Below are 23,070 nucleotides of genomic sequence, written 5' to 3'. Positions count from 1 at the left end.
GATGGACGAAGTCGTGAAAGCCCAAACCTCGCCCTGGCACGAAGGCGAGCTGACCCTGCAGCGCGCCGTCGGGGCCGTCGACATGATGGCCAGTGTCGGCCAACGGCAACTGGCCCGCACGTGGATGCCGGACCAGCACCGGGCGTTCTACGCCCAGTTGCCTTTCGTGGTGCTGGGTGCGGTGGATCGCCAAGGCGATGTCTGGGCGACCCTGCGCGCAGGACAACCGGGCTTCATGAACTCGCCCGATCCGCAGACCCTGCACATCAACCTCGAGCCCGAGCCGAACGACCCGGCCCAGGAAGGCATGGGCGAGGGCGATGCCATCGGCATGCTGGGGATCGAATTGCACACCCGGCGACGTAATCGCATGAACGGCGTCGTGCGTCGTCAGCTTGCCCCAGGGCTGGAGATTGCCGTGAGCCAGGCCTACGGCAACTGCCCTCGCTACATCAATCTGCGTCAGTACCAATTTGTCGATGCGCAGGCTGTTGCGCCGCGTCAATTGACCGCCTCGGACCCGTTGGTGCGGCGCCTGGTGACGGCGGCCGATTCGTTTTATATCGCCACCTATGTGGTGCGTGACGGCGAGCGGCAGGTCGATGCCTCTCATCGCGGCGGCAAGCCGGGCTTCGTACGCATGGACGAAGACGGATCGCTGACCATCCCGGACTTTTCCGGCAATCTGTTCTTCAACACCCTGGGCAATATCCTGCTCAACCCACGGGCCGGGCTGGTGTTCGTCGATTTCCAGACCGGCGATCTGCTGCAAATGAGCGGTTCGGCGCAAGTGCTGCTGGACGATCCCGAGATCAGTGCCTTCCAGGGCGCCGAGCGGCTGCTGCGCTTCACGCCGCAGCGCATCGTCCATCGCCCGGCCGCCATCGCGCTGCGTTGGAAGGACCAGGACGAGGGCGACTCGCCCAATTCATTGATGACCGGCAGTTGGGAGCAGGCCGCCGAGCGCTTGCAGGCCGAGGCGCTGCGCAGCCGTTGGCGTTCGTTGCAAGTTGAGCGGGTGGTGGACGAGAGCCCCGACATTCGCTCGTTCTATCTACAGGCGAGCGATGGCTTGGGTTTGCCCCGGTTTGAAGCCGGGCAACATGTGCCCGTGCGGATTTTGTTGGAGGGGCACAAAACCCCGTCGATCCGGACCTATAGCGTCTCCAGCGCACCGTCGGATGATTTCCTGCGCATCAGCGTCAAGCGCGATGGATCGGTGTCGTCCCATCTGCATGAACAGGTGCGGGCGCTGCATGAGATCGAAGCGCGGGCGCCCCAGGGCCACTTCACGGTCCAGCCCACCGAGCACCGTCCGTTGGTGTTGCTGGCTGCGGGGGTGGGCATCACGCCGCTGTTGTCGATGTTGCGCGAGGTGGTTTACCAGGGGCAGCGCATCAGCCGCATGCGCCCGGTCTGGCTGGTGCAAAGCGCCCGCTCGGTGGCCGACCTGACGTTCCGTGAAGAGATCGACGAGTTGGCCGCCCGTGCCGGCGACAAGCTGCAGGTGCTGCGCATGGTCAGCCAACCGCCCACCGAGGCGGGGGCAGGTGAAGGCTACGATCTGGCAGGGCGGATCGATGTGGAACTGCTCAAGCGGCTGCTGCCGCTCAACGACTACGATTTCTATCTGTGCGGGCCGGGCAGCTTTACCCAGGCGCTGTATGACGGGCTGCGTAAATTGCGCATTCCTGACGACCGCATCCATGCGGAAACCTTCGGGCCCTCCACCCTTGTGCGGGATATCGAGGTCAGTGTCCCCGCGCCCCAGCAAGTACCGGCCGCGAGCGAGGCGGTGAAGGTCTTGTTCGCCAGTTCCGGCAAGGAAGCTCGTTGGGAGCCTGGCAATGGAACGCTGCTGGAGCTGGCCGAAGCGCGCGGCCTGACACCGGAATTCAGTTGCCGCGGCGGTTCCTGCGGCACCTGCAAAACCCGCTTGAGCCGTGGCCAGGTGCATTACCTGAGCCAGCCGGCCGAACCGGTGGGCGAAGGTGAAGTGCTGATCTGCTGCGCCGTGCCGGCCCAAGGGAGCGAGCCGTTGGTGCTTGAGGTTTAGATCCCTCGGCGCAACGAAGGCGGTGTGTCAGTTTGCGGTGATGTTGGATGGGCCGGCCTCATCGCGAGCAAGCCCGCTCCCACAGGGTTATGCGGCGTATGGGCATTTTTGTGGCTGCCGAAAATCCATGTGGGAGCGAGCCTGCTCGCGAAGGCGGTGTGTCAGTTTGCGGTGATGTTGGATTGGCCTGCCTCATCGCGAGCAGGCTCGCTCCCACATTGGATACTCAGTGAACACAAATCTTGTGCCCGACCCCAAATCCCGGTGGCCCGAGCGAGCTTGCTCGCGATGACGGCGGTTCAGTCACCTGGATTTCACGCAGCAAGCTCCCCTCCTAAGCGGCTGGCCGACGCATCGCCAGGATGGCCGCACCGAAGCCGATGAAGGTCGAGCCGACGAGCCGGCTGATCCACACGGAAAATTCGGGTCGTTTCAACACGCCTTTGGCCTGGGCGGCAATGGCTGCATACAGGCTCAAGGACACCAGCGACAAGCCGGCGAATATCGATGTCAGAATCAGGAACTGCGGCAGCAGCGCGGCGCTCTGGTCGATGAATTGCGGGAACAGGGCGGTGAAGAACATCGTCGCCTTTGGGTTGGTGATGGCCGTCAGGAACGCCGACTTGTACAGTTTTGAACGCGATGGCTTGCGGGTCGTGCCATCCACTTGCACATCCGGGGTGAGTATCGGGCTCCTCTTGAACAACTGCTTGGCACCCAGGTAGAACAGATAACCGGCCCCCAGGACTTTCACCGCATTGAACAGCCATTCGGAGCTGGCGAGCAACGCGCCGAGGCCCAGCATGGCGGCGGCCGACAGACAGAACAGCCCGCTGGCGTTGCCCACCGATGACCACACCGCGTAGCGCGGGCCGTAGGCCAGGCTGTTATTGATCGCCATCAAGGTGGCAGGTCCAGGGCTGGCGATGGCGATGGCCGCGACCAGGGTAAAGGCGAGAATCGAGTGCAGTTCCATTGTTCACATTCGCGACTGATTGACAGGGTGAGCATCCTACAGGAGAACCTGGCGTCGCCGCTCCAGTCTTCCAACATGCCCTATAGGTCGTCCGCCATCGGTGCTACAGTCCAGCCTTTCAGGGAGAGCGAGCGTCATGCGGATCGTAATAATGACTTTGATCATGGCGCTGCTGGCAGGCTGTGCGACGGCCAACGAAACCTTTGGCATGGGGCAACTCTGCGGCCGCCAGCCATACTGCGGTGCGGCCACCGATATCGAGATCATCAAGGGCGCGACGAACGACAACGACGTTTACTCACGCGCGCTGGCACCGTTTGCAATCATTGACCTGCCTTTCAGTATCGTCGCCGATACGTTGATCCTGCCCTATACGATTTTTCATATGAGGCCTGCCGAGGAATAGTGACATTGTCCCGTGCACAGGGCAGCCATACGGCATTTTGGATGACGACCACCGCCTACAGAGTTCGCGAGGACGCACATGATCGACGGTTCCGCTGTCTTGACAGTTTTTTTGGTCTACCTGGCCGGTGTGGTGATTCCTGGGCCGAATTTTGTCGCGGTAGTCCATAAGGCGGTGGCTGCTACACGGTCTGAAGCGCTGGCCCTGGTCGGGGGAATCGTACTGGTCAACCTGTTCTGGTCTTCCTGCGCGATTGCGGGCCTCGGGGTTGTATTCGCTGCACTCCCCTGGGCTGCGCTGTTGATAAAGGTCCTGGGGGCAGCCTACCTGATGTGGTTCGGGCTGCGCCTGCTGATCAATGCGGGCAAGCATGCGCCTGGCCTGCTAAACGATGCCGTCGCCGGTAGTTGCCGCCAGTCCTTTATCCAGGGTGTGGTGACCAACATCGGCAACCCCAAGTCCATGGCGTTTTATGCCGCTGTTTTCTCAGCCGCGGCGCCCGCCCACGTGTCGCCAGGCACGTTTTTATCGATGCTGGCCGTGGTCGTGATGGTTTCAATGGCCTGGTATGGAATGGTCGCCATTGCTCTTTCCCAGCCCAGGATTGCGTGCGCCTATCAAGGGAGGAGAAAAGCAATTGATCGACTGTGCGGTGGTTTGATTCTGTCTCTAGGGATTCGCCAGTTGGCTTAGTCTGCTCTCAAGTGAACAGGGTGATCGCGCCTGTCAGCAGCGACAACCCAGGCCCCTGGGTTGATATCGCGGCGTGGTCGGGCACTGCCTCCAGTCGCGCAACGGCTGTTCGACTCGCGGGTGGCGATTGGGAAGTAGTGCCCTGCGCTGTTCAAACCCCGGCGACGGCCTCGCGAACGAAGTCTTCGTAGGTCCGCAACGGGCGTCCGAGGATCGCCTGTAACCCTTCCACGGTTCCTTCGGCCGCCTGCATGCCAAACGTCTGGATGCCAGCCATCATCAGGCGCATGTCATAAGCCAACCACGCGGGACCGTACGCGGCCAATTGCGCTTCGAAGGCGGCCACATCGTCACCGCCATAGGCGACTTCGCGACCCAGGGCGGCACTCCAGATCTTCGCCACGGCGGCACCGGTCAGTACTTGCGGGCCGACCAGGTCCAGGGTGATCCGATCCAGGGCCGAAGGCGCCCTGTCGCGGCGCAGCAGCTCGGCGACGGCGATGTCGGCGATGTCGCGGGCATCGATCATCGACACGCCCACCGAGCCGATCGGCATCGGGTACACCGAATAGTCCCGGATCGTCTGCTGGACCATCGATTCGTTCTGCATGAAGTAAGCCGGCCGCAGGATGGTCGCCGGGATGTCGAGGCTTTCGATCATGCGCTCGACCGTGTGCTTGCCGGTGAAGTGCGGCACATAGGTGAACTTGTCGGCATGGATCACCGACAGGTAGACGATGCGCTCGATGCCGGCTTCGCGAGCGAGGTTCAAGGTGATGAGGGCTTGCGTCACCTCGTCGGGGGTCACGGCGTTGAGCAGGAACAGCGTCCGTGCCGACGCCAGTGCATTGCGCAACGAAGGGACGTCGGTGAGGTCGGCAACGACTTCAGCGACGCCCGCCGGGAACGTGCCTTTGCCGGGCTGGCGCACGAGGGCTTTGACCTCGGCGCCTGCGCCGGCGAGGCGTTTAACGATGAGTGATCCGAGGGTGCCCGTGGCGCCGGTAACGAGAATGCTCATTTTGAATCTCCTGCAAAAGGGTAGGTGAGTCAGAGTCCGCTACGGCCTTGTCGGTCCGTGGCGATGGACAAACGATATTGTGTTGCAGGAGTAAAACGAAGACGCCAGGATGTAGACACTCCGTTGCATAAGTGGAACACCATGAACCTGAACGCGTTGACCGATTTCACCCTCGTGGCCACCAACGAAGGGTTGGGCAAGGCCAGCCGTGCCAGCGGCATATCCAAGGCCACCTTGTCGCGTCGTATCGCCGACCTTGAGGAACAATTGGGTGTCCGGCTGATCGAGCGCAGCGCCCGCGGCCTGAAGCTCACCGAGGCCGGCGCGCTGCTGCTGGCCCGGGCCGAGGGGCCATTGGCCGAGGTGGCGGAAGCCATGGCGGCGGCGAAGGAGGGCGTATCGACGCCGCGCGGACGCTTGCGTGTCGCTGCCCCGATCCTGTTCTCGCAGCTCGCGATGGGACGCATCGGCGCCGAGTTTTGCGCGGCCTATCCTGACGTCACGATCGAGGCCATTGCCGAGGACCGTGTGGTTGATCTCGTCGAGGAACAATTTGACGTGGCGATCCGGATCAACCCGAGCCCGGACAGCGATCTGGTCGGCCGCTGCTTCGCCAAGGACCGGCTGGTCGTCGTGGCTGCGCCTGAAGTACCCAAGCCTGCGCCCGGCGCTCTCCGTTCGGTTCCCGGCATTGTGGTGTCGAGTTTCGAGCCTGCCCATTGGATACTCGATGGCGGTCACCTGGTCCTGGAGCCGATCCCCAGGCTGCGTTTCTCTTCGTTCCTGATGATCCGCGACGCGGCCATCGCCGGTGGTGGGGCGGCTCTTCTCCCACAGTCGATCGCTTGGAACCCGTTGGCCAGTGGCGAGTTGGTCCAGTGGGGCACGGTAACGGGCAAGGAAGCCGAACTCTGGGTCCTGCACACGTCCCGGCGGCTGGCTGCGCCGAAGGTGCGGGCCTTTGTCGATTTCATGTGCGCCAGGTACCCGGACCTGTCGCTGGTGTTGCAGGGATAAAAGCGCTCACGTTGGGTTGTCGGCCATGAGCCTCACCCTGTGACAGTCGGTCGGGCCGAGTTTCTGGCCACTTGAGGAACGAACCTCCATCGGCATGAGCGCCTGGCCGGAGGCGTTGTCCAGCAGCACGGAGCGCGTTTCTCCCGGCTCGAACAGGAAGCGTTCGCCCCATTGCCGCAGGCTGACCACCACCGGAAAGATCTCCCGTCCTTTCTCTGTCAGGACGTATTCCTTGTAGGCGCTTCCATCCGAGGCGGGGCGAACGTCGAATACGCCGACCTCGACCAAGGCTTTGAGCCTAGATGCCAGGATGTTCTTGGCCACGCCCAGGCTTTTCTGGAATTCACTGAAGCGGCGGATGTCGTCGAAGGCGTCGCGGATGATCATCAGCGACCAACGATCGCCTATCACGCCGAGTGTCCTGGCGACCGGGCATTCGTTGTTTTGCGTTGAAGCGGTTTCCATTTTTTGACCCTTTGGAAAGCAATGCCAAGTTGGCCGGTATTTGTGGTTGCAAATAAAAACCTGATCGGGCAACAATTCAATCAGGTTTTTAATTGAAACTAGTTTAGCGCCAAGGAGACATGCATGACAGCAGAGGCCGATGGTTTCACCTCGCAGTCTTCGGAAGCCCAGCGTGGCGAGGGAGCTTGCTCCAGCTTGAGTGCGAAGCGCTCACAAATGGGGCCGCTTCGCAGCCCAGCGGGAGCAAGCTCCCTCGCCACGGGTTCCTTGAGTACGCAGCAGTGCCCGGGCCTTTCGCCGTCGCTCACTTTATTGTTCTCCGTGACCTGCGCACTGGCCGTCGCCAACGTCTACTTTGCCCAGCCCTTGCTCGCGTCGATGGCCGAGAGTCTGGGCGTCGCTTCAGGGTTGATCGGGGTCGTGGTGACGGCCACCCAGGTGGGTTACGCGCTGGGGTTGCTGTTCATCGTCCCGCTGGGGGACAAGGTCGACCGTAAACGGTTGGTGTTCGCCCAATTGGTGTTGTCTGCGATTGTGCTGGCGGCCGTCGGCGCAGCCCAGCATTGGTTGGCGTTGCTGGGCGCCCTGATTGTGATGGGGCTGCTGGCGGTGGTCGTCCAGGTGCTGGTGGCCTATGCCGCCGCGCTGTCCTCGCCCTCCCAACGGGGACAGGCCGTGGGAACCGTCACCAGTGGCGTCGTCCTGGGGATTCTCCTGGCGCGGTTCATCTCTGGAGTGATCGCCGATCTGGCGGGCTGGCGCGGGGTTTATTTCGTTTCCTCGGGCTTGATGCTGATCATCGCAGCGGTGTTCTGGGCCGTGGTGCCTGCCGCCGTGTCGCCCCGCAACCGGGAGCCCTATCTGGCGCTCATCCGTTCGCTGTTCATGCTGTTCGTGACCGAGCCGATGCTACGGACCAGGGGGCTGCTGGCCTTGCTGGTCTTTGCCGCTTTTTCGGTGTTATGGACGGCCATGGTGCTGCCGTTGAGCGCCGCGCCGCTGGCGCTTTCCCACACCACCATCGGCCTGTTTGGCCTGGCTGGCGTCGCAGGAGCCCTGGCGGCCAGAAGCGCCGGACGTTGGGCTGACCAAGGTTTTGGACAACGGGTGACCGGCTGGTCCCTGGGGCTTCTGGCGCTTTCCTGGCTGCCCATCGCGTTGACCGAGACCTCCCTGATTGCGCTGGTCTGCGGTGTGGTGTTGCTCGACTTCGCGGTGCAAGCCGTGCACGTCACCAACCAGAGCCTGATTTTCGCCGCACGGCCCGACGCCCAAAGCCGCATGGTCGGCGCCTACATGTTTTTCTACTCGGTGGGCAGTGCACTGGGCGCGGTTGCCGCAACCCAGGTCTTCGCGCTATGGGGCTGGATGGCGGTCAGCCTGCTGGGCGGCTCAATCAGCCTCGCCGCGCTGGTGGTGTGGCGGCTCTCGCTTCATTGCGGCCACTGTTCAAGCAGGATCGAGACGAATTTCTCCGCGGCCGGGGAGAGCGATGCGCCCCGGCGGTAGACCAGGCCCAGCGAGCGGTTTACCACTGGCTCGATCAGCGGCACGCTGACCAGCGTTGGATGGTCCCCGGCCGGCATCGCCAGGCTTGGCATCGCCGACACGCCCAGGCCAGCCTCCACCAGTCCCAATGACGTGGACAAGTGCTGTACTTCGTAAAACCACTGCGGGCGCCAGCTCAGGCCCGACAGCGCGTGGTCCAGCAGCATGCGGTTGCCGCTCAGGCGGCCAACGCCGATCAACCGGTAATCGCTGAGTTCCGACCAGGTGACCGCGCTGCGTTCAGCCAACTCATGGTCGCGCCGGCAGGCCAGCACAAAGGGTTCGTTGACCAGGGGCACGAACTCGATGTCCGGGTGCTGGCCGCTCATCATGTTGATGCCGAAATCGGCTTCGCCGCGCAACACCGCTTCGAGCCCTTCATTGGCGCTGAGGTCGAGCAGGCGGATGCGGATTTTCGGGTAGCGCTCGTTGTAGAGGCGGATCACCGAAGGCAGGAAATAGAACGCCGCCGTGGGGATGCAGGCCAAGGTCACCCGGCCGATCTGTCGCTCCGCCAGCTCGCGGATATTGAGGATCGAGTCGTCGAAATCATCCAGCAGGCGTCGCGCCTTGGGCAGGAAGTCACGACCGACGCTCGTCAGGCTGACCTTGCGGGTGGTGCGATCGAGCAAAGCGGTCCCCAAGCCTTCCTCGAGTTTTTTCATCCGCCGGCTCAAGGCGGGTTGGGACAGGTGCAATGCATCGGCGGCCTCGTGGAAACTGCCCAGTTCAGCGATTTTCACGAAAGATCGTATGTCCTGCAGTTCATATTCCATGTTTTCTCTCGCTGGGGAAGGGCGGTGGGCCCTGGGCGAATCCTAGAATGATTCTTTTGTGAAACGCAATAATGGCGACGATATTTGCATTGGAAACACTTTTTAAACCCTGCCACTCTTGTGTCCAGAACATCAATTATCCAGATTGATCAACAAGAGTTAATGTTCATGAAGCGAATTCCTTGTGTGCTGATGCGCGGCGGTACGTCAAAAGGCCCGGTGTTTCTCGCCTGGGATCTGCCGGTCGCCATCGCCGAACGTGACGAGCTGCTGATCAACCTGATGGGCTCCGGCCACGAACTGGAAATCGACGGCATCGGCGGCGGCAGCCCACAGACCAGCAAGGTGGCGATCGTCAGCCCATCGCTGCACCCGGAAGCCGACGTCGATTATCTGTTCGTTCAAGTCATGGTTTCCCAGCGTCGGGTCGACACCGCGCCCAACTGCGGCAACATGCTCTGCGCCGTCGGCCCGTTCGCCATCGAGCAGGGGCTGGTCAAGGCTACCGGCGAGCTGACCCGGGTGCGCATTCGCAATCTCAATACCGGGACTTTCGTGAATTCCGACGTGCAAACCCCGAAAGGCAAGGTCAGCTACGAAGGCGACACCGCCATCGATGGCGTGCCCGGCACGGCCGCCCCGGTGCAACTGACCTTCCTCGATGCCGCGGGCAGCAAGACGGGGAAGCTCTTCCCGACCGGGCAACCCCTGGACATGATCGACGGCATTGCGGTGACCTGCATCGACATGGCGATGCCGATGCTGATCGTCGAGGCCAGCCAACTGGGCAAGCGCGGTGACGAAAGCCCCGCTGAACTGGACGCCGACAAGGCATTCATGCGGCGCCTGGAATCCTTGCGGCTCAAAGCCGGCCGGGCGATGGGCCTGGGTGACGTCAGCGACATGGTGATCCCCAAGCCAGTCCTGGTGTCGCCGGCCAAGTCTGGCGGGACCCTCCAGGTGCGCTACTTCATGCCCCACAGCTGTCACCGCGCCTTGGCAATCACCGGCTCCATCGGCCTGGCGACGGCTTGCGTGACCCACGGCAGTGTCGCGGCCAACCTGATCGGTGGCGGCAGCGAGCCTCGTTTGGAGCAGGTTCGCATCGAGCACCCTAGCGGCGGTATCGATGTCGTGTTGTCCTACACCGGCGAAACGGGTGAGACCATTCGAGCCTCGGTAGTACGCACCGCCCGCCGCCTTTTTTCAGGTTTTGTATACGCCACGGTTTCCCGGCGCCTGGCCGGTTAGCCAGGCAGACCTCGTCATTGCATCAGCGACTCAATAACAACAAGAGATCTGACATATGCTCGCTTTACTTGGCTTGGCCATGGTGGTGGTCTTCACCTTCCTGATAATGACCAAACGGCTGTCGCCCATCGTCGCCCTGACGGTGGTGCCGATCGTCTTTGCCGTGCTTGGCGGCTTTGGCGGGACCACCGGCAAGATGATGCTGGATGGCCTGAAGATGGTCGCGCCGTCAGCGGCACTGCTGTTGTTCGCGATCCTGTTTTTCGGCCTGATGATCGACGCCGGTCTGTTCGACCCGCTGATCCGCAAGATCCTCAAGCGGGTCAATGGCGACCCGATGAAAATCGCCGTGGGCACTGCGCTGCTGTCGCTGTTGGTGGCGCTGGACGGTGACGGCACGACGACGTACATGATCACCTGTGCCGCGATGCTGCCGCTGTATAAGCGCATCGGCATGAACCCGATGATCCTGGCGACCGTTTCCATGCTCTCCTTGAGCATCATGAGCGGCATGACCCCTTGGGGCGGCCCGGCGACCCGCGCCATCGCAGCGCTGGGCCTGGATGCCGGTGAGTACTTCGTGCCGTTGCTGCCGACCATGATCGGTGGGGCCGCATGGGTGGTGTTCACGGCGTTCCTGTTGGGCCGTGCCGAGCGCAAGCGCATCGGCAATGTCCAGCTGCAAAGCGGCGGTGGTAATTGCTACATCAACGCGATCATGGAAGACACGCCACACAAACGTCCGAAACTGGCCTACGTCAACCTGCTGTTGGTGGTCGCGGTGATGGTCGCGCTGGTGATGGGGCTCATGCACTCGGCGATCCTGTTCCTGATCGGTTTTGTCCTGGCGCTGATGATCAACTATCCGCAGCTGGATATTCAGAAGGAACGCATTCTCGCCCATTCGGGCAACGCCATGACCGTGGTCCTGCTGGTGTTTGCCGCGGGCATTTTCGCCGGGATTTTCTCCGGGACGAAGATGGTCGATGCGTTGGCACAAACCCTGGTGGACTGGATTCCGCCGTCCTGGGGCCATCTGTTCCCGTTGGTGGTGGCGATTACCAGCATGCCGCTGACGTTCGTGTTGTCCAACGATGCCTACTACTTCGGTGTCGTGCCGATCCTGGCCAACGCCGCGGCGGCCTACGGGATCGATCCGGTGGAAATTGCCCGGGCGTCCATTCTTGGCCAGCCGGTGCACCTGATGAGTCCGCTGGTGGCCTCGACCCTGTTGCTGGTGGGCATGGTCGACCGCGACCTGGGCGACTTTCAGAAAGCCACCATCAAATGGGCGGTGCTCACCTCCCTGGTCATTACTGCATTGGCCCTGCTGACCGGGGCGCTGACGCTGTTCTCCTGATTCATCCGCCGCACTTTTAGCTGCCTGCCTGACACGCCCCGCAAGGGGGTGTGCGCCGGCCTGCACGCCCAATAACAACAACGAGTAGCTCGACATGACCACTTTGCTTACCCGCGGGGCTTTGTTTCCACTCCTTGGCCTGTTGCCCCTGGCCACGGCCAGCGCCGAAGGTTTCATCGACGACAGCAAGCTCAAGCTGCAATTGCGCAACGTCTATTTCAACGAAAATTTCCGCGATGAGCACGGCATGAGCGCACGGGCGGCGAGGACGGCCAAGAGTGAGCGCACCGAATGGGCCCAGGGTTTCCTGCTGGATTACCAGTCAGGCTTTACGCCGGGCACGATCGGTTTCGGCGTCGATGCCCTGGGCCTGCTCGGGGTCAAGCTCGACTCCGGGCGCGGCCGCAGCGGCACCGGCCTGCTACCGGTGCATGACGACGGTCGCGCCGCCGACGAGTTCGCCAGCGCGGGCATGACCGCCAAGGCCCGGTTCGCCAAGACCACGCTCAAGCACGGCACCTTGCTGCCCAAGACCCCAGTGCTGATCTACAACGATGCGCGGCTGTTGCCCCAGACCTACCAAGGCACCCAGATCAGCAGCAGTGACATCGATAACCTCACCCTCACCGGCGGGCATCTGGAGCGTTTCAAACTGCGGGATTCGAGCGACAGCATGCCCATCGTGCCCGATGGCTACGGCGGCGATGAGTCCGGTGACTTCAGCTATGCCGGCGCCGACTACAAGCTGGGCAAGAACATCCGCCTGAGCTACTTCTATGGCGAGCTGGAGAATTTCTATCGACAGAATTTTGCTGGTATCCAGCATGATCTGCCCTTGGGTGCCGGGGTACTGACCAGCGACCTGCGCTATTTCAACAGCGTCGATTCGGGTTCGGCCTACGGCAGCAAGATCGACAACGACATGCTCAGCGGGTCGCTGTCCTACGCCGTTGTCGGCCATACGTTGAGTGCCGGTTACCAGACCCTCAGCGGCGAGGCGGGCCTGCCTTACATCAGTGGCGCCACGGTGTATTCCTTCAGTAACGTCGGGATCGGCAAGTTCATCGAGGAAGACGAGAAGACCTGGATGCTCGGTTACGGCTACGACTTCGCGCGCCTCGGTGTGCCGGGCCTGACATTCTCCACCCGCTACCTGAGCGGTAACGACGGCAAGTCCAACACCACGGTCAAAGAGTGGGAACGTGACGCGGAGATCGCGTACGTGGTGCAGCAGGGTACGTTCAAGGGGCTGGGGATGAAGGTGCGAAACTACGTCTATCGCTCGGACTTTTCACGGGGGCGTGACAGTAATCGGATCTATTTCACTTACGACATCGCGCTTTGGTAGGGCGTGCAGTTCATTTAAGAAACAACGACGGACCTGTGGCGAGGGAGCTTGCTCCCGCTCGGCTGCGAAGCAGTCGTGAGCCGGCGGGTGAGGTGTGTCTGTGTTACGCGTTCGGCAGGTTTTGGGGCCGCTTCGCGACCCAGCGGGAGCAAGCTCCCTCGCCACGGATTTATCAGCGCTCTGAAGTGAACAGTACAACCTTTTGGTAGGATGCTTTGCGCGCCCCGTCACGCAGCGTTGGTGACGCAGGGCGCAAACCGTCGTCTCGTGTGACCGTACACCTTGGCGCCAATCATCTTTGGGCAAAGCCCTCGTCGAGGCCGCTGTGGATCGAAACCAAGACCGACGCAACAACCTTTCCCTGGATGGCCTGAATTTTTTCCTCGCGGATGTCCGCGATGGTTTGGGCCCGTACCTGGCGATCTATCTGTTGGCGGTGCATCGCTGGGACCCGGCCAGCATTGGCGTGGTGATGACGGTGGCGGCGATGGCCGGGCTCGTTGCACAGGCGCCCGCCGGAGCGCTGATCGACCGGGTGCGCAGCAAACGTGCCGTGGTGGCCGTGGCGGCCTTGATGGTGACGCTCGGTTGCCTGGTGCTGCCGTTCACGTCTTCGTTCGGCCTGGTGGCGCTGACTCAGGCGCTTGGCGCTGTGGCGGCCTCGGTCTTTGCGCCGGCTATTGCCGCCATCTCCCTGGGCATTACTGGCGCCAAGGCCTTTACGCGGCGCACTGGGCGCAACGAGACATTCAACCACGCGGGCAATGCCTGCGCAGCGCTGCTGGCGGGTGGGTTCGCCTGGCTGTTCGGTCCCATCGCGGTGTTTTACCTGATGGCCGCCATGGCCTTGGCCAGCATCGTGGCGGTCAGTTGCGTGTCCGCCGAGGCCATCGACCATGACGTGGCCCGAGGGCTGGAGGCGGGGCAGGTGGTCCACGGCCCGGTACCTTCGGCGCTGCGGGTCTTGCTGGATAACCGCACGCTGCTGTTATTCGCCATCTGCTGCGGGCTGTTTCACCTGGCGAACGCGGCGATGCTCCCGCTGGTCAGCCAGAAGCTCGCCCAGGCCAACGTGCACCTGGCCACGCCGCTGACGTCGGCCTGTATCGTTGCGGCGCAGCTGGTCATGGTGCCCATGGCGTGGCTGGTGGGGGTCAAGGCCGATGCCTGGGGCCGCAAGCCGTTGTTGCTGGCCGGCTTCCTGATCCTGCCCATCCGCGGTGTGCTGTATGTGCTCTCGGACGACCCCTACTGGTTGGTGGCGGTGCAACTGCTGGACGGTATCGGTGCCGGACTGTTTGGCGCGCTGTTTCCCTTGGTGGTGAAGGACCTGACCCAGGGCACCGGGCGTTTCAACGTCAGCCTCGGGGTGTTGTCGACGGTGTTCGGGCTGGGCGCCGCGTTGAGCAACAGCCTGGCCGGCTTCGTCGTGCAGGGGGCTGGCTACAGCGCTGCATTCCTGATACTGGCAGCGATTGCCGCCTTGGCGTTCGGCCTGTTGCTGGCGATGCCCGAGACTTTCCGGCCAAGCCGCGCTCCACAGCCCGGCACGCTTGCGGTGCCTGACGGCGGGATTGCCTGAGGCCGCGTATCACCCTGTGGGAGTGAGCTTGGCCCAGTCAAAGTGGATGCAAGCTGACCCACCGCTTTCGCGAGCAAGCCCGCTCCCACAGGAGGACTTGCTTACAACAGGGGAAATCGAAACGCCCGGCAATCAGAGCCTGGGTATCGGCCGCTCCACCACGCTCCAATAGGACGACGTGTCGATGAGGCTCAACACGCGCCCTTGTTCCATGTCCTGGTTCAGCACGCCCCGGGTCAGATCGCCGGCCAACCAACTCGCCGTATTGGCGGCCAGTACTCGACCCTCGGCATTGAGCAACAGTGCTTCATTGCTGACTCTCATCAGGCTGCGAACGAGCAAAGGTTCCAATGAGTGCAGGGAGATGTCGGCGGCGGCGACGCCAATGAAGCGATCATCGAAAAAAATCGGCACGGAAAAGGCGACGATGTACTGCTCGGTGCCGTACAAGTCGACGAAAGGACCGTCTATGGAAGGCTGGCGAGTCTGCTGCGGACGGGTGTACCACGGCATGTGCAAGTAATCGTAGAAACGATCGCTACGGCTATCGAGATTCAGCTGCAAAGGCTGGATGTGTTCGTTCTGGGTCCGGCACCACCACTGCAGGTGCATCTCGCAATCTTCCAGTTCACCGGGGGCGAAGACCACGCCGGCGCCATGAAACTTGAGGCTTTCGGAATCGAGAATCTGCCGGACGCCAGCCAGCAATGGCTTGAGGTCGCGTTGATTGGGTCGCTTGGTCTTGCTCCGTTGCCGTTCCCAAATGCTCGATACCTGGGCGCCCAGGTTGTTGAGACCCTTGAAGACGTTACCAATGGAAGCGTTGATCAACGTTGCGCATTGGGATAACCCATTTGCTGACATTTCGTTATCCATGGCTCTAACTCATGCCTCGGAAGGGACAGTGCGGTGTTTGCTGGCGACACGAACAGGCTGTCGGGCGGTGTTTGGAGTCAGTTGTTCAGCAAGTTCTGTTCCAGTCATCAGGCATCCTGCGCCATCTGCTGCAAGCGTATGGCGGTCAAGCGCCGGACGCCGCGAGCGACATGGGCTTCGGCCAGGGCCCCGGCCAGATTGGCATCGTTCGCAATAATGGCCTCCAGAATCGCCCGGTGTTCCCGCTCGATCACTTGGGGATCCGGTTGCTCATCAAATGGCAACCATAACAACTCCCCCAGTTCCGCCTGCAAGCGGGCCTCGCTGTGGGTCAGCCGCACCGACTGCGATGCCACGGCAATTTCGATGTGGAATCTGGCGTCGGCACGTCGGCGCTCCAGCCGTTCTTGTGCCTTGGCCAGCGCATCGATGTAGCCACCCAGCCGCGCATGTTGCTCAGGGCCGGCACGTTGGGCTGCCAAGCGAGCGGCAGCGCCGGAAATGGCTGCGTGCTCGTCGGCCAGGTCACGCAATTCAAGCGTGCTCATTTCACGCAATTGGTCGAACAAGGCTTGATCGGTGGTTTGTGGGGCGGCGCAGATAAAGCTGCCGCCGTTGCGCCCACGGCGGGTTTCGATGACCCCGCGTTCTCGCAAGGCAGCCAACGCATCGCGCAGGGTGACCGTGGCGACGCCGAGTTGGGTGGCCAGGGTACTTTCGCTGGGGAGCTGTTCACCTTCGACCAGCAACCCCAGGTCAATCATTTCAACCAGGCGGCGGGTGACCGATTCCGTTTTCCCTTCCTGATTGAGGCGTATGAGGCTCGATGTAGGACTCATGGTCGTTTCATTCATTGGCGGCGTCGTCGACGCCTGGACTCAAAAAATTCTATTTCATAGTTCAAAGGCATTTTCAGGGGCCATTGGCGCGGAATTCTAGGGATGAAAAGGCGTTGAAGTCAAAACAACCTGGCTGAATTTGGTTTTCCTGGGGTTCTCATGGGTTAAAAGATATGGTTCCATATGTTTAAGCGAGCCGAGATCGCATTCATCCGAACCCAGGAGCACTTCAATCATGAGTCACTTGACCCGAGCAGAGTGGGACGCCAGAGCCAAGGCGCTGGACATCGAGGGCCGCGCCTTTATCGACGGGCAGTACAGGCCTGCCAGTTCAGGCGCTACCTTCGAATGCGTGAGTCCTGTGGATGGGCGATTGTTGGGCCTGGTTGCAAGTTGCGACGCCGCGGACGCCGAGTTGGCCGTGACCAGCGCCCGGGCGGCATTCGAGTCTGGCGTTTGGTCGCGTCAGGCACCGGCAGCGCGCAAGGCGGTCATGTTGCGTTTTTCCGACCTCTTGCAGTCCCATGTCGAAGAGCTGGCGCTGCTGGAAACGCTGGACATGGGTAAACCGATCGCCGACTCGCTGGCGGTCGACCTGCCCGGCGCCATCGACAGCATTCGCTGGTGCGGTGAAGCCATCGACAAGATCTACGATGAAGTGGCCGCGACGGCTGTGGATCAGCTTGGGTTGGTGACGCGGGAGCCGGTCGGGGTGGTCGCTGCCATCGTGCCGTGGAATTTCCCGTTGATGATGGCGTCCTGGAAATTGGGGCCGGCATTGGCGAGCGGTAATTCGGTGATTCTCAAACCTTCGGAGCGTTCGCCGCTGACGGCCATTCGTATCGCACAGCTTGCCCTGGAAGCAGGGTTGCCGGCCGGTGTGCTCAATGTGCTGCCAGGCTATGGGCACACGGTGGGCAAGGCCCTGGCCTTACACGGTGACGTTGATGTGCTGGCGTTTACCGGTTCCACCCGAGTGGCCAAGCAACTTCTCGTGTATGCAGGCGAGTCGAACATGAAGCGGGTCTGGCTGGAGGCGGGGGGGAAGAGTCCGAACATTGTCTTCGCCGATGCCCCTGATCTTCAGGTAGCCGCCGAAGCGGCAGCGGCCGCCATAGCTTTCAATCAGGGCGAGGTGTGCACCGCCGGTTCACGTTTGCTCGTCCAGGCTTCCATCAAGGCGCGTTTCGTGCCGATGGTGGTCGAGGCCATGAAAAGCTGGAAGCCTGGCCATCCATTGGACCCCGACACCAATGTCGGTGCACTGGTGGATGCGCGTCACCTGGAAGGCGTGTTGCACCACATTCGGCAAGGACAGGATCAAGGCGCCCAGTTGTTGCTGGGAGGACACGTGGCGCTGGCGGACAGCGGTGGCAGCTACGTGGAGCCGACGCTATTCGATAACGTCAGCAATTCGATGAACATTGCCCGGGAAGAGATTTTTGGCTCGGTGCTGTCGGTGATCGAGTTCGACGAAGCCGAGGATGCGGTGCGCATCGCCAACGACACGCCTTATGGGCTGGCGGCAGCCGTCTGGACGGCCAACCTGTCGCGCGCCCACACCATGGCCCGGGCTCTTCGCGCCGGAAGTGTCTGGGTCAACCTGTATGACGGCGGCGACATGATGGCGCCGTTCGGTGGCTACAAACAGTCCGGCAATGGCCGCGACAAATCCCTGCATGCTTTTGATAAATACACCGAGATCAAGGCCACCTGGATTCAGCTCTGAGGCATTTCCGGTGAACCACGTTACAGGCGGGATGGCTCTGCCTGCTTGACGCTTACTCAAACGAATTCCTTTTTGAAGGATGGCGCAATGAACAGCTCGATAAGCTCCACGGCAGCCGTGGACCAGGACGCGGAGCAACTCCGTGCCCTGGGGTACACCTCGAATTTCGAACGTAGCATGAGCCTCTGGCAGAACTTTGCCCTCGGTTTTACTTACTTATCGCCAGTGGTCGGCGTCTATACGTTGTTCGGCCTGTGCCTGGCGGCGGGCGGGCCGCCGATGTTCTGGTCTTACCTGCTGGTCGGCTTCGGGCAAATGCTGGTGTGCCTGATTTTTTGCGAAGTGGTGTCCCAGTACCCCATTTCCGGCGGTGTCTATCCGTGGGCTCGCCGCCTGGTGGGGAAAAAATGGGCCTGGATGGTCGGCTGGATCTACGCCATCTCTTTGTGCGTGACCATTGCTGCCGTAGCCCTGGGCGCTGGCCCCTACATTGCCAACCTGCTGGGTTTCGAGTCGTCGCCGGTCACTAATACCTTGGTTGCGCTGGTCCTGACCGCCGCCGCGACGGTCCTGAACCTGAGCGGCACCAAGCTGCTGGCGCGGGTGGCGATGTTCGGTTTTCTGTGTGAGCTGGTCGGGGCTTTGTTGATCGGCGGCTATTTGCTGATTTTCGAGCGCCACCAGCCCTTGAGCGTGTTGTTCGACACGTTCGATATTTCCATCGATGGGGAGTACTGGCCGGCCTTCCTGGCCGCGTCACTGGCGGGGATGTTCCTCTATTATGGTTTTGAAGCCTGCGGCGATGTCGCCGAGGAAACGCCCAATCCTAGCCGCCAGGTCCCCAAGGCCATGCGAATGACGATTTGGATCGGCGGTGCTGCTTCGATCTTCGCCGCCCTGGCCTTGATCCTGGCCGTGCCTGATATTGCCGCCGTTGTTTCCGGGCAGGACAAGGATCCCATGGCCACGATATTTGGCGCGGCGTTCGGTCCGGTCATGTCCCGTGTGGTCATGGCGGTGATCACGGTCTCATTCGTTTCCTGTGTGCTGAGCTTGCAGGCATCCGCCAGCCGCTTGTTGTATGCCTACGCTCGAGACGAAATGCTCATGGGCAGTGGTGCGCTGAAGAAACTCTCCCCGACGACCCATGTGCCGACTGCCGCCCTGATGGTCTGCGGGGTGCTGCCGGCAATCATCGTGTGTGTCGGCTTTTATCTTCAGAACGCCATCGCGCTGGTGGTGAGTTTTGCCGCCATCGGTATCTACCTGGCGTTCCAGATGATTGTCGGGGGAGTGATGTATGCCCGTCTCCGGGGCTGGACACCCAAGGGCCAGTTCACCTTGGGACGTTGGGGCTGGCCGGTGAACATCGCTGCGCTCTGCTATGGCTTGTTCGCCATCGTCAATATGTCCTGGCCGCGTACGCCAGATGCGCCTTGGTACGTGAACTACGGCATCGTGTTGGTCGGCGCCATCGTGATTCTCGTCGGCCTCGTCTACATGGTCGTGTTTCGTCCCTACGAGAAGGGTACCGCTCCGGCGTCCGATGCCTGGAAAAAAGCCTAGGAACATGACGGCCTGCCGCCGGGCGCGGCAGGCAAATTCCTCTGATGAGAAAAGGTGAATATTTTATGACGTCTCGAATCCACTCGATGCTGTTTGGGTTGCTCCTGATGCTGGCCAGCCATGGGGTTATGGCGGCCAGTCAAAACAATACCCTGGGCGTGATCCATGACTACATGAAGGCTTGGAACGCCCGTGATGCGGAGGCTGCGGCGAAGTACTTCGCCGAGGACGGTGAGTTTCTCGACGCCTCGGTGGGAACACCGCAGGTGGGCCGGGAAAATGCCAAGACCCAGGTGATCGAAGTGTTCATGCGCGCAGTGCCGGATCTGCAATGGACGATGCTGGGCGAGCCGATCATCAACGGTGACAGCGTTGCCTTCGAATGGGAGTTCAAGGGGCACAATACCGGGCCTTGGAGCACCGAGACGCCGGCCACCCAGCGCCCCCTCAGCTTCAAGGGGGTGAGTTTCATCCGGCTCAAGGAGGGCAAGATTCTCACGCAGCACGACTACTATGACGCCCTGGGTTTCAACAAGCAGCTCGGCTGGTAGATCAAGGTTCCCGTCGGGACAGCTGCAGCAGCAAACCTGGCTCGGCTCTCGTGGCCGAGAGCATCCAGCCATGGGCCTGGGCGATTTCCTGGCAGATCGTCAAACCCAGGCCGGCGCCATGGTCGCGGCGATGGGCCCCGCGCCAGAAGCGCACGAACAGTTGGGGCAGTTGCTCCCGATCAACCCCGGGGCCCCAATCGCGTACGCGCAGGTAATCCCTGCCGATCTCCAGTCGAACCTCGGTGCCTCGAGGAGCATGTTGGAGGGCGTTTTCCAGCAGGTTCTTCAGCAACGTGAAGAGGGCGCTGCGATCAGCCTGCCAAGGGCCAACGCCCGTGCAATCCTCGGCCAGCACCAGGCGTACGTCGACGGCTTCGGCCATGCGCTGCAAATATTCGATGGCCTCCTTGGCGACGTCTGTCAGTTCGACGGCGGCAAAGATGTAGTTCTGGGCTTCACTGGCTTCGGTCAGGAGCAGCAGTTGCTGGGTTTGACGGGTCATGTGGGCCACATCGTTGAGGAGCGCATTGCGACCTTGGCTGTCTTCCATCAATTCGATCTGCGCCCGTATCAGTGCTAGCGGCGTCTTCAGTTCGTGCGCCGCGGTCGCCAGGAATTCCTGCTGGATCCGGTAGCCATTTTCCAGGCGCTGGAGGACCCGATTGAAGCTGTCCACCAGTGGCACGACTTCGGACGGCACGCGGTCGACCTGCAGCCGTGAATGCAGGGAGCGTGGCGAGATGGCCGCGGCTGACTCGGACACCTCGCGCAAGGGCTTGAGCGTGTAGCCGAGGATGACATAGGCGCAGGCGCCAAAGACGAAGAGCAGTAGCAGGCTGAACAGGACGATGCCGGCGCCCATGAAGGGCAACGCGAAGGCCCCATGGAAGAGGTCCATCAGCCGTTCGCTGGCGGCCAGTTGCAGGAACCAGGTCTGGCCGTCGTGTTCGACCGGCGCGGTGGCGCCATACATGAGGATGCCCTGGCGCTCGAACTTGAATTGTCCCAGCTCTTCCGGACGCACCGAGGTGCTCGCAGGCCAGAAAGTCGCATCGGTGGACGTCAGGGCCACGTTTGCCGAAAGGTCCAGCACGCGGTAGCCGATCTCCTGCCGCATGCTTTCATAGGTCCAGGCCCGATCGGCCTCGCTGTGATCGAATCCCACCGGGCGCCCGCCAGCATCGAACTGGAGTTTTTCCGCCAGCTCCTGGGTGCGTTCGGCCATGTTCGTGACCGACAGGATGTCGCTCTCTGAGGTGGCCAGGGCCAACGCCGCCGACACGATCAGCAGGATGCTCAGCGCCACGCCGGCAATGTAAGCCAGCAGCACCTTGAACCTGAGGCTACTCAACCACGTCGACCTGGCGCAGCGCATAACCTAGACCTCGCACGTTGACAATGCGTTGGCGCGAGCCGATGGCCAGCAGCTTGCGGCGGATACGGTGCAGGGCCACGTCCAGGGCGTTCGGCGTGACTGCTTCGCTCAAGCCCCAGCCTGCCGCCTCGATGTGGGGGCGGCGGACGATTTCACCGGGCTTGCGCAACAGCAGCAACATGATCTGCATTTCCGCCGGTGCCAGGGCGATGCTCTCGTCCGCGCAGTACAGCAGGCCTGTATCGGGTTGCAGGCTCAGGTCACCATGGCTGGGTGCGAGAGGACGACAGTCCACGGGCCTTCGTAGCAAGGCCCGTACACGGGCGATCATTTCATCCATGGCGAACGGCTTGGGCAGGTAGTCATCGGCACCGGCATCGAGCCCCTGTACCCGATCATGCAAGGCATCCCGTGCCGTCAGCACCAGACAAGGCAGGCCAAGCCCGGCGCTGCGCAGACGCTTCAACAAGACGAGCCCGTCACCGTCTGGCAAGCCGCGATCAAGGATCAACGCCTGGTAGGGCACCCGTTGGATGGCCGCCCACGCGCCATCCATGCGGTTGATCACATCGACGGCAATCCCGGCGTTCGTCAGTCCCGTGCAGACCAGCTGTGCCAAGCGTTCGTGGTCCTCGACCAGCAGAATGCGGCTCATCAGAAGCGGTACAGGTAGCCAAACAGCGCACTGTTTTCGGTAGAACGGTCTACCAGCGGACTGTCCTTGATTTCGCTGTCCAGGCGCGTCGCCTTCAGGTCGAGGAACACAGAGTGGTGCTGATCGAACATATAGTTTCCCCGGACGCCAAACTCGGTATTGAGGGCAGACTTGCCATCATAGGCCGCGCGATCGATGCGCGCTTCACTGTCACGCACGCCAAAATAATAATCGACGTATTTTTTGTCCTGCCACATCGCCGTTGCATGGGGCGTGAGGGTGATGTGGTCGCCGAGCCGCCAGGATCGCTCCAGGCCCAGGTTGAAACGTTGGCCGTCGCTATGGCCCGATGCATCCGCCAGCCACTCGGCGTGCACGTCCACCCAGTCGGTGCGCCACTGCACTTTGGCGCCGGCCCAGAAGCCGCTTTTACGGTCGCTCATGCCATCGAAGACCCGTGAGTCATCGGCATCATAACCACTGAAGTCGTACTGGCCCACGAGGCTGAAATCGATGTGCTGGGTATCGTTGAGTTCGAGCTGTGTCAGCTTGACCTCGGCGTTTGGGCCGAACACCCGCAAGTATTCGTTCTCGAAGTAGATCAGCGGGATCGCCTTGTTGTCACGATCGATGCCGGTATAGGGCTGCTGGCTGCTGATTGCACCGACTCCCAGTCCCCAGGACGAAGACGGTTCGGCGGTTTCAGGTTCAGCGGCCTGTGCGGCGATCGCCGAACTGGCTACGGCGAGCAGGACGACACTCGGGATTGTTGAAACGGCTAAGCGCAGCAAATGCATGGAGTGCTCCAACGGGACAGGATGAAATACGTGCCTATCGTTAAGCACTTTCCCTTACCGGATGCTTACCGTTATTTGCCGAAAGCTTGACCCTGATCAAGGCAAATCGAAATGCCCGCGTCATCGCCGTTATAAGTGCCAAGCAGCGCTCTATCAGGGGTGATGGCTATTTGGTATTGCGCT

General features: G+C 61.7%; 21 protein-coding genes. 12 read left to right on the top strand and 9 right to left on the bottom strand.

Annotated elements, in window-relative coordinates; genetic code table 11:
• Position 1 precedes the first annotated feature (1 nt).
• A complete protein-coding gene (locus HU715_RS09970; RefSeq protein WP_186705825.1) occupies positions 2–2,056 on the top strand; it encodes a 2Fe-2S iron-sulfur cluster-binding protein in 2,055 nt (684 codons plus the stop codon).
• A 334-nt stretch (positions 2,057–2,390) separates the two neighbouring features.
• Here HU715_RS09970 and HU715_RS09965 read toward each other — a convergent pair whose 3' ends face one another.
• Positions 2,391–3,032, bottom strand: coding sequence for a LysE family translocator (locus HU715_RS09965; RefSeq protein WP_186705826.1), 642 nt, complete (start codon positions 3,030–3,032; stop codon positions 2,391–2,393).
• Positions 3,033–3,183: 151 nt separating this feature from the next.
• Between HU715_RS09965 and HU715_RS09960 the strand changes: the two genes are divergently transcribed.
• Together HU715_RS09960 and HU715_RS09955 are read left to right on the top strand one after the other, a co-directional pair.
• Entirely contained in the window at positions 3,184–3,438 is a 255-nt protein-coding gene (locus HU715_RS09960) for a YceK/YidQ family lipoprotein (RefSeq protein WP_225917585.1), read from the top strand.
• Between the two features lie 78 nt (positions 3,439–3,516).
• On the top strand, positions 3,517–4,131 hold the full coding sequence (locus tag HU715_RS09955) for a LysE family translocator (protein WP_186705828.1): 615 nt from the start codon (positions 3,517–3,519) through the stop codon (positions 4,129–4,131).
• Positions 4,132–4,282: 151 nt separating this feature from the next.
• On the opposite strand, the gene HU715_RS09950 is transcribed toward HU715_RS09955, so the two are convergent.
• Positions 4,283–5,152: an SDR family oxidoreductase gene (locus HU715_RS09950; RefSeq protein WP_186705829.1), complete on the bottom strand. Its 870-nt coding sequence runs from the start codon at positions 5,150–5,152 to the stop codon at positions 4,283–4,285.
• A 141-nt stretch (positions 5,153–5,293) separates the two neighbouring features.
• Between HU715_RS09950 and HU715_RS09945 the strand changes: the two genes are divergently transcribed.
• On the top strand, positions 5,294–6,169 hold the full coding sequence (locus HU715_RS09945; RefSeq protein WP_186705830.1) for a LysR family transcriptional regulator: 876 nt from the start codon (positions 5,294–5,296) through the stop codon (positions 6,167–6,169).
• Positions 6,170–6,175: 6 nt separating this feature from the next.
• Here the strand turns inward: HU715_RS09945 and HU715_RS09940 are convergent, their stop codons facing one another.
• Positions 6,176–6,634: a winged helix-turn-helix transcriptional regulator gene (locus HU715_RS09940; RefSeq protein ID WP_186705831.1), complete on the bottom strand. Its 459-nt coding sequence runs from the start codon at positions 6,632–6,634 to the stop codon at positions 6,176–6,178.
• Positions 6,635–6,850: 216 nt separating this feature from the next.
• Here HU715_RS09940 and HU715_RS09935 point away from each other — a divergent pair, with 216 nt between their 5' ends.
• On the top strand, positions 6,851–8,143 hold the full coding sequence (locus HU715_RS09935) for an MFS transporter (RefSeq protein ID WP_186705922.1): 1,293 nt from the start codon (positions 6,851–6,853) through the stop codon (positions 8,141–8,143).
• On the opposite strand, the gene HU715_RS09930 is transcribed toward HU715_RS09935, so the two are convergent.
• On the bottom strand, positions 8,068–8,958 hold the full coding sequence (locus HU715_RS09930; RefSeq protein ID WP_003200706.1) for a LysR family transcriptional regulator: 891 nt from the start codon (positions 8,956–8,958) through the stop codon (positions 8,068–8,070). The two genes, HU715_RS09935 and HU715_RS09930, sit on opposite strands and share 76 nt — an antisense overlap.
• A gap of 168 nt (positions 8,959–9,126) precedes the next feature.
• Between HU715_RS09930 and HU715_RS09925 the strand changes: the two genes are divergently transcribed.
• The 4 genes from HU715_RS09925 to HU715_RS09910 all read left to right on the top strand — a co-directional run bounded on the left by HU715_RS09925 (position 9,127) and on the right by HU715_RS09910 (position 14,499).
• Positions 9,127–10,209: a 4-oxalomesaconate tautomerase gene (locus HU715_RS09925; RefSeq protein ID WP_186705832.1), complete on the top strand. Its 1,083-nt coding sequence runs from the start codon at positions 9,127–9,129 to the stop codon at positions 10,207–10,209.
• Between the two features lie 55 nt (positions 10,210–10,264).
• The gene (locus HU715_RS09920; RefSeq protein WP_186705833.1) at positions 10,265–11,569 is read left to right on the top strand and encodes a CitMHS family transporter; all 1,305 of its coding nucleotides are present in this window, start codon (positions 10,265–10,267) and stop codon (positions 11,567–11,569) included.
• Between the two features lie 94 nt (positions 11,570–11,663).
• Positions 11,664–12,917: an OprD family porin gene (locus HU715_RS09915; protein WP_186705834.1), complete on the top strand. Its 1,254-nt coding sequence runs from the start codon at positions 11,664–11,666 to the stop codon at positions 12,915–12,917.
• Positions 12,918–13,242: 325 nt separating this feature from the next.
• On the top strand, positions 13,243–14,499 hold the full coding sequence (locus HU715_RS09910) for an MFS transporter (RefSeq protein WP_186705835.1): 1,257 nt from the start codon (positions 13,243–13,245) through the stop codon (positions 14,497–14,499).
• Positions 14,500–14,631: 132 nt separating this feature from the next.
• Here the strand turns inward: HU715_RS09910 and HU715_RS09905 are convergent, their stop codons facing one another.
• Entirely contained in the window at positions 14,632–15,375 is a 744-nt protein-coding gene (locus HU715_RS09905; protein ID WP_186705836.1) for a PDC sensor domain-containing protein, read from the bottom strand.
• A 107-nt stretch (positions 15,376–15,482) separates the two neighbouring features.
• Complete coding sequence (locus HU715_RS09900) at positions 15,483–16,214, bottom strand: FadR/GntR family transcriptional regulator (protein ID WP_186705837.1); 732 nt, start codon at positions 16,212–16,214, stop codon at positions 15,483–15,485.
• Positions 16,215–16,449: 235 nt separating this feature from the next.
• On the opposite strand from HU715_RS09900, the gene HU715_RS09895 reads away from it, so the two are divergent.
• The 3 genes from HU715_RS09895 to HU715_RS09885 all read left to right on the top strand — a co-directional run bounded on the left by HU715_RS09895 (position 16,450) and on the right by HU715_RS09885 (position 20,060).
• Complete coding sequence (locus tag HU715_RS09895) at positions 16,450–17,943, top strand: aldehyde dehydrogenase (RefSeq protein WP_186705838.1); 1,494 nt, start codon at positions 16,450–16,452, stop codon at positions 17,941–17,943.
• Positions 17,944–18,030: 87 nt separating this feature from the next.
• Positions 18,031–19,509: an APC family permease gene (locus tag HU715_RS09890; protein ID WP_186705839.1), complete on the top strand. Its 1,479-nt coding sequence runs from the start codon at positions 18,031–18,033 to the stop codon at positions 19,507–19,509.
• 86 nt (positions 19,510–19,595) lie between these two features.
• On the top strand, positions 19,596–20,060 hold the full coding sequence (locus tag HU715_RS09885; RefSeq protein ID WP_186705923.1) for an ester cyclase: 465 nt from the start codon (positions 19,596–19,598) through the stop codon (positions 20,058–20,060).
• Between the two features lies 1 nt (position 20,061).
• On the opposite strand, the gene HU715_RS09880 is transcribed toward HU715_RS09885, so the two are convergent.
• The 3 genes from HU715_RS09880 to HU715_RS09870 are packed head-to-tail and all read right to left on the bottom strand — an operon-like array spanning position 20,062 to position 22,887.
• A complete protein-coding gene (locus HU715_RS09880) occupies positions 20,062–21,411 on the bottom strand; it encodes a sensor histidine kinase (RefSeq protein WP_238349437.1) in 1,350 nt (449 codons plus the stop codon).
• Positions 21,404–22,090: a response regulator transcription factor gene (locus HU715_RS09875; RefSeq protein WP_186705841.1), complete on the bottom strand. Its 687-nt coding sequence runs from the start codon at positions 22,088–22,090 to the stop codon at positions 21,404–21,406. The genes HU715_RS09880 and HU715_RS09875 overlap by 8 nt, the downstream gene beginning before the upstream one ends.
• Complete coding sequence (locus HU715_RS09870) at positions 22,090–22,887, bottom strand: MipA/OmpV family protein (RefSeq protein ID WP_186705842.1); 798 nt, start codon at positions 22,885–22,887, stop codon at positions 22,090–22,092. Before HU715_RS09870 ends, HU715_RS09875 begins: the two co-directional genes overlap by 1 nt.
• Between the last annotated feature and the right edge of the window lie 183 nt (positions 22,888–23,070).

This window comes from Pseudomonas zanjanensis, assembly GCF_014268745.2.
Lineage (GTDB): Bacteria > Pseudomonadota > Gammaproteobacteria > Pseudomonadales > Pseudomonadaceae > Aquipseudomonas > Aquipseudomonas zanjanensis.
Note: the sequence above shows the minus strand (reverse complement) of the source record. Positions and strands in the feature narration are given on the sequence as shown.